4 protein-coding genes and 1 CRISPR repeat array are annotated in these 6,465 nt (G+C 35.8%); all 4 genes read right to left on the bottom strand.

Going from position 1 to position 6,465, the window contains the following annotated elements:
• Nucleotides 1-1,611: a CRISPR direct-repeat array (repeat unit 36 nt; unit sequence GTTGTGATTTGCATTTAGGCGATAGTCAGTTACAAT).
• A 48-nt stretch (nucleotides 1,612-1,659) separates the two neighbouring features.
• Nucleotides 1,660-1,965, bottom strand: coding sequence for a CRISPR-associated endonuclease Cas2 (cas2, locus tag BHECKSOX2_RS08080; RefSeq protein ID WP_139683167.1), 306 nt, complete (start codon nucleotides 1,963-1,965; stop codon nucleotides 1,660-1,662).
• Between the two features lie 20 nt (nucleotides 1,966-1,985).
• On the bottom strand, nucleotides 1,986-2,870 hold the full coding sequence (gene cas1 / locus BHECKSOX2_RS08075; RefSeq protein WP_139683166.1) for a type II CRISPR-associated endonuclease Cas1: 885 nt from the start codon (nucleotides 2,868-2,870) through the stop codon (nucleotides 1,986-1,988).
• Nucleotides 2,863-5,928: a type II CRISPR RNA-guided endonuclease Cas9 gene (gene cas9 / locus BHECKSOX2_RS08070; protein ID WP_139683165.1), complete on the bottom strand. Its 3,066-nt coding sequence runs from the start codon at nucleotides 5,926-5,928 to the stop codon at nucleotides 2,863-2,865. Before cas9 ends, cas1 begins: the two co-directional genes overlap by 8 nt.
• An 87-nt stretch (nucleotides 5,929-6,015) precedes the next feature.
• Nucleotides 6,016-6,465: transposase (locus tag BHECKSOX2_RS08065; protein ID WP_139682054.1), on the bottom strand; the 450-nt coding region annotated here is incomplete at its 5' end.

The raw sequence follows: 6,465 nt of genomic DNA, 5'->3' as shown, positions 1-6,465 counted from the left end.
GTTGTGATTTGCATTTAGGCGATAGTCAGTTACAATCCTTTTAACACCCCCCTCCCCCTATTATTAGTTGTGATTTGCATTTAGGCGATAGTCAGTTACAATGTGCTTAAGTGCTCGTCTGATATTAGCGTAGTTGTGATTTGCATTTAGGCGATAGTCAGTTACAATAGAGCAGCAATATTTTATCAAAGACCAAGAGTTGTGATTTGCATTTAGGCGATAGTCAGTTACAATTTAATCATTAGGACGCACAAAGACCACTTAGTTGTGATTTGCATTTAGGCGATAGTCAGTTACAATAGAGATACTGAGCTTGGGGATATATTGTCGCTGTGATTTGCATTTAGGCGATAGTCAGTTACAATCGTTTACATCGCGTCTTACAGGCATGTTTGTTGTGATTTGCATTTAGGCGATAGTCAGTTACAATCAACCATTGAGAAAGCAGTATGCTCTTATGGTTGTGATTTGCATTTAGGCGATAGTCAGTTACAATCCCGTAGTTAGAATGTGTCGAAGATACCATGTTGTGATTTGCATTTAGGCGATAGTCAGTTACAATCAACAGTGTTTGCTTGTGTGCGTATATTGTCGTTGTGATTTGCATTTAGGCGATAGTCAGTTACAATGTTGGTGTTCGGTGAGATAACTGTTTTATAGTTGTGATTTGCATTTAGGCGATAGTCAGTTACAATCAGAACCATAAACATCAGCAAGAGCTTTATGTTGTGATTTGCATTTAGGCGATAGTCAGTTACAATCTTGTTCGACGGCAGAGTGTACCCAATTCAGTTGTGATTTGCATTTAGGCGATAGTCAGTTACAATATGAAATAATGGGGTATCTGGCAAAAATAGTTGTGATTTGCATTTAGGCGATAGTCAGTTACAATCATTCGTAAAAGGAAAGTTAAGAAAGACTAGTTGTGATTTGCATTTAGGCGATAGTCAGTTACAATTGAACAAAGGGCTAAAAGAGATATACGACAGTTGTGATTTGCATTTAGGCGATAGTCAGTTACAATCCGAGTCAAATCGCCATATTCACCACAGTGGTTGTGATTTGCATTTAGGCGATAGTCAGTTACAATAGCATAATCATGGTTGCCAATGGTGTGTGAGTTGTGATTTGCATTTAGGCGATAGTCAGTTATAATAAACCTCCTGCCGCTAGACTTCAAATTAAGTTGTGATTTGCATTTAGGCGATAGTCAGTTACAATTGCAAAAATCAAAAATAGTCAAAAACAGTTGTGATTTGCATTTAGGCGATAGTCAGTTACAATAAGATGCCTTTTATCATTTATCGATTGACAAGTTGTGATTTGCATTTAGGCGATAGTCAGTTACAATTGTGCCAGTATCGAGTATAAGCACTTGAAGGTTGTGATTTGCATTTAGGCGATAGTCAGTTACAATGCAAACGGAAACGACAACCACTGGCTATCAGTTGTGATTTGCATTTAGGCGATAGTCAGTTACAATTAACACCAATTCCTAGCTTACTCGCGATTGTTGTGATTTGCATTTAGGCGATAGTCAGTTACAATGATAATAGAATTATTCAATTTTATATAGTTGTGATTTGCATTTAGGCGATAGTCAGTTACAATCACCTTGTCTAAAATGCTTTAATATCAGACTTTTATCATTTTTTCTAGTCAAAAAAATGATAATTGTTCTGGTGCTTTTTCGATAGGTCGGCGTTTTTTTCCGTAAAAAACCTCAATCCGTCCAAATTGTTTATCAGTTATTTTGATAATACGCACTTCGCCGTCTGATGGTAAGTGGACTTTAACTCGATTAATGTGTACTTGAGCATTTTCTTCGCTACTAGAATGGCGCATATATACTGAATATTGCATCATGGTGAAGCCATTTTCAAGTAAGAATTTACGAAAATAGCGATAGTCCCTTTTCATTTCAATGCCATCTGTCGGTAAATCAAACAAAACTATTGTCCACATAGTTTGCAAACCTCCAAACATTATTTTTTTGGATAGACCAGTCGTTTACTTTCTTTGGCAAAATTGCGTTTTAAATCTGCCATTAAATAATGCACAGATATCATTAGTGGCATTTGCTTATTTTTGAATTTAACATTTTCGCTAATTAAATTTAAAAAAGGAATTTTGACTTCTTTGGTGATATTGATATTTGCATTCTCTTGATATAATTTATAGACTATGCTATCTACCCAAGGGCGAAACGGCTCCATTAAATCGTCCGCCAAACACAAGCCGTTATACTGATTATGATGAAATAAGCCAATAGCAGGGTGTAGCCCACTTGCTACAATACTTCTAGCAATCATTGCTCGAATAATGGAATAACCGTAATTTAGCACAGAGTTTACACCCTCTGCATTTTGGTCACGCACAAAACCTTTACCAAATAAAGCCTTCCAATAATATTGTGCTGCTAAACCCTCACAATTTGTACTATCACCTGATTTAACTTCATTTGCTAATTTCTCTAAACGCATAAAAGATTTATCAAACTGTTTGAGCGTATTGGCTTGATTGGTGATTTTTTGCTGGATAACTTGTTTCCATAGGTTTTTACGCACTGGCTCAGTGATATTGATTTGTTGCTTGAGGATTTTTTGATGTAGATTATTACCCTCAGAAATTGGTAAAATAGTGGAATATGGCAGGTGCTTTTCATCGCAAAAAATAATAGCCGTGTTGTTCTTTTGGCATTCAATAATTAAGGGCTGAGTAATATTAATGGCACTATGCTCTAAAATTAATACCCCGATATCCTCTATTGGCACCTGCGCCACTACTTTATGATTTTGTTCAATAAATAGTTGCTTGTTCTTGAGGTGTAAATAACTAGGATTTGATACCTCAACAATGCGTTTAATCATCGATTAAACCGCCAATAGCGTTAACCTTGTGCTTGATTAGATTGTTTTCAATAATACCCTTTGTCATTAGAGGTAAGCACTGCTTCTTATCACTAATAGTTGATGCAATATTTAACCTAAGGGTAATATCGTAACCTCCACCTAACCTTTGTACTCTATAAAATATTCTTTCACCATTGTCTTTTTCTATACTTACTGTATCGTTAATATGTAACGCCATTAAAAATTGCCAATCATCGCCATAATTAGTTTTAATCATAGGTTCTCGCACTACTTCTCTTTTTTGTGCGTATTTTGTGCCAGTCATCGCCCTTTTATGTGCTTCCATCATTGTTACAAACTCACCTTTAACTTTGCCAGTTTTTTTGTGTTGAATAATTTCCACATGGTGAGTATTGCCATACGACATATATTTAAAAATCTTACCTGATTTGTCTTTAACACCAAATTTACTTTGTTGCAAAATATCTTCTGCCGTTTTATTTTTAGTCGTGTTTATTTTTGACTGCAAAACTCTTACCCGTTTAATAGGGTTTTTGCCCAATTTTAAGGTTTTTAAATTTTCCTCATTAAATGCTTCTTCGCTATTTGTGTGCTTGTTAATATGCTCTAGAACAATATTTTTAACTTGTTCATCAACAATCTTCTCGGCATTTTGAATGCTAAATTTTGGATTCAGTGTTTTACGATAAACCAAACCACCATGTTTGGCAATATATCCAGCGCCAGTCTCTTCATGCAAACCACCTGATAATTTGCATTGTGGTGTGTGCGATACAATCATATGCTTTAATTTTTCACCTAATTCTTGCAAAATATCGTTATAGGGTTGAGGAATTTTTAACTTGTTGCGTTCAATTTGATTAACGGCTTGTTGATATAAACTTCTAGAAGTGCTAGCAATCACAACTGCATCAATAGCATGATGCCGATGATCGGTACGCTCTTTTTTATCAGTTTCACCAATTAAATTATTAAAGCCCCATTGATGACGAATTTGGCTAACCACAAAGCCTTTGGTGACATTAACATCACAACCTAATTCACGCATATAATTCTGTGCAAGGCGTGAGATGTAGCGCGTATCGTTGAGTTGGGATGAAATAAAGCCTCGTTCCAAGTCATTTTCTCTCATATAAAAACGACTGATTTTTGATTTTAAAGATTTATCCCAACGACTAATAGCTTGTGTGATTTGATTCCATTTATTATTATCGCCACCCCATGCATCAATTGGTGTTTTATCTGCTTTATTTTGATTTTCTTTTTCAAAGCATAAGACTTTATTCATATAACTATCATCAAGCGATTTTTTAAATGGCAATATATGGTCAATTTCGCAGTCTGCTGAGAAAACTTGCCCCAATGCAATTGTATGACCACTATAAGCACACCTGTAAGATTGGTCTTCCCATAAGCGATAACGGATTTTTTCATCATGAGAAGGATATTTTTCGCCTGTTTCTTCTATAAATGCCTTGGTTGCCCTTTCATTGGCTTGTTGATTGTCTTTTTGTCTCTTTTGGTTTTCTTTATAGCGCGTGGTATTCATTTCCAAATCACGCGCCATTTCAATACGCACAATGTCAGGCTTGCCATATTGTTTGATAACGGCATTAACCACACGGCGTAATTCGTGCAAACCTTTGTTTACAATTGGATTGGAAGTTTCTGGTGGAGCAGGTAAGTTGTTTTGCACTTCAACCTCTTTTTGTTCATAGCCATAACCCGCCTCAACTCTAGCTTGGTCATAACGCAAACCTTGCTCTAAAAATGGCAACAACGCCTTAATTGCTTTTAAAGAGTGATTTGAATGGCTTGGTTCAAACTCAATCAAACAGAGTTTAACTGCAGTTTGTTTGTCAAAATCCCAATGAGTGATTAGCCTTGCCTTAAGTGAAGATTTTTTCTTAATAGTAAATAAATCTTCAAATAATTGGATTTGTTCTTTGTTTGAGTATTCATCCCAACTATTGCCAATGACATCACGAATTTCACAAGCAGTAATATTGCCTTTTAAATTTTTTTTCTCTAAATTTATTTTGGTAGGTTTATCTAAACCTAATTCGTTCTTTAATGCAGTTATTGCAATTTCAGGATGATACTCAAAATAAATTTTTAATTTGTCTTTTTGCTCATCACTTAATTTAAGCCACTGTTCACTGTGACGCTCAAAATATTCTAAGTTATTCACATCTTGTAGGTATCTAAACTTTTGCACTTCTAGCCTTGCAGTATTAGCACGATAATGTTTTGACTCTAATGAGCATTTACCCACCCTATCTTTTCTAAGTTTTAAAGGGCGTTGATAGAAAATAATTTTTTTTACTTCACTAATAAATTCATCTGGCAAATCAAAATATACTTGTTGTTTTTTCCAAATTTTGCACAGTTCATCTTTATACATTGCTCTGTCAGTGCGCAAATGCCCACCATCATGTGAGCGATTGCGTTTAACCTTCCCAACTTCAAGATTAAATAAATACTCACCTAAAGTTCTAGCGTTATTATCCTCAATCGCTTGATAAACTTGTGCAATGTCCGCTTTAAATTGCCCTTCTTCGCCTCTGGTTTGTCTGCTATCAAGTGTTGATAAATAAGTTTGTGTATCGGGGTCATCCACCAAATCCCCTGCTATTTGTTTTTTACTGGATAAAAAGCCTCGTCTTGCGACAAAATGCAAAAGTACTCTGCCGAATTCGTGTGCTTTTAATTGTTCATCTAAGCCTTTAGTGCGAAGCTCATAAGGGTCACCTAACTCATTAAGTAATTTTTCTTGTCCAAAATTGTTACTTAATTCCTGAGGCAATAAATCAAGTGAGATTAAATAATGAGCCATTCTTTGCTTACGCCTTGCTCGGCGTTGTAAAACCCTTCGCCCTAGCCTCATATCTCGGCGTTTTTGATTTTTAGGTGTGGGTACTTTTTCCTCCACTGCCTTGTTAAAAATACGCGAACCTAAATCAATAATCTGATTTACTTCATCATCTGCTTCATTCATCAATGCCCAACCAATGGAATTACTACCCAAATCTAAGCCTAATATTTTTTTATTCATTATTTCCCCGTTAAAATTATTATTTAGTCGCCCCTTAAAAACTCATTCCAACCAAACCAAAACCCCCCATTTTGCCAACCATCTAAATCAACAAAACTGCTTTTTATCCAGCACCACAAAAAACCTTAGGTATTTTACAAAAAATAAGCCCAGTTTTTGCCAAAACAAAAAAATAGTGGCTATCACCAGCCATTTTCTCAAATTCCAAGCACAGGCAGCCATTAAAACATTAATCTCATCACCAACTTGCCCTTTGAGTAGGTTTCTAGAGAGTCTAAAATCTGATTTAAGATGTCCGATAATCGGCTCAATCGCTGCGCGTCTTTTACACAGTTTGCGCTTTTTGTCTTGTTGATAACGATTGTCTCGCTTAAGGGCTTTTTTAGGCAAAATGATGTTTGCACCGAGCACTACCTTTGCACCAACATAGCCTCGGTCGCATACCGCTTGTTTGATGGGTTTGTTTCTGTTGCTATTAGCATGGCTTATGGCAACATTTAAGGTTTTTGAGTCGTGAATATTTTTATCATGACTGGC

Source organism: thiotrophic endosymbiont of Bathymodiolus puteoserpentis (Logatchev) (assembly GCF_900127505.1).
Lineage (GTDB): Bacteria > Pseudomonadota > Gammaproteobacteria > PS1 > Pseudothioglobaceae > Thiodubiliella.
The sequence above is the reverse complement of the archived record's forward strand: the minus strand, read 5'-3'. Positions and strand labels throughout refer to the sequence as shown.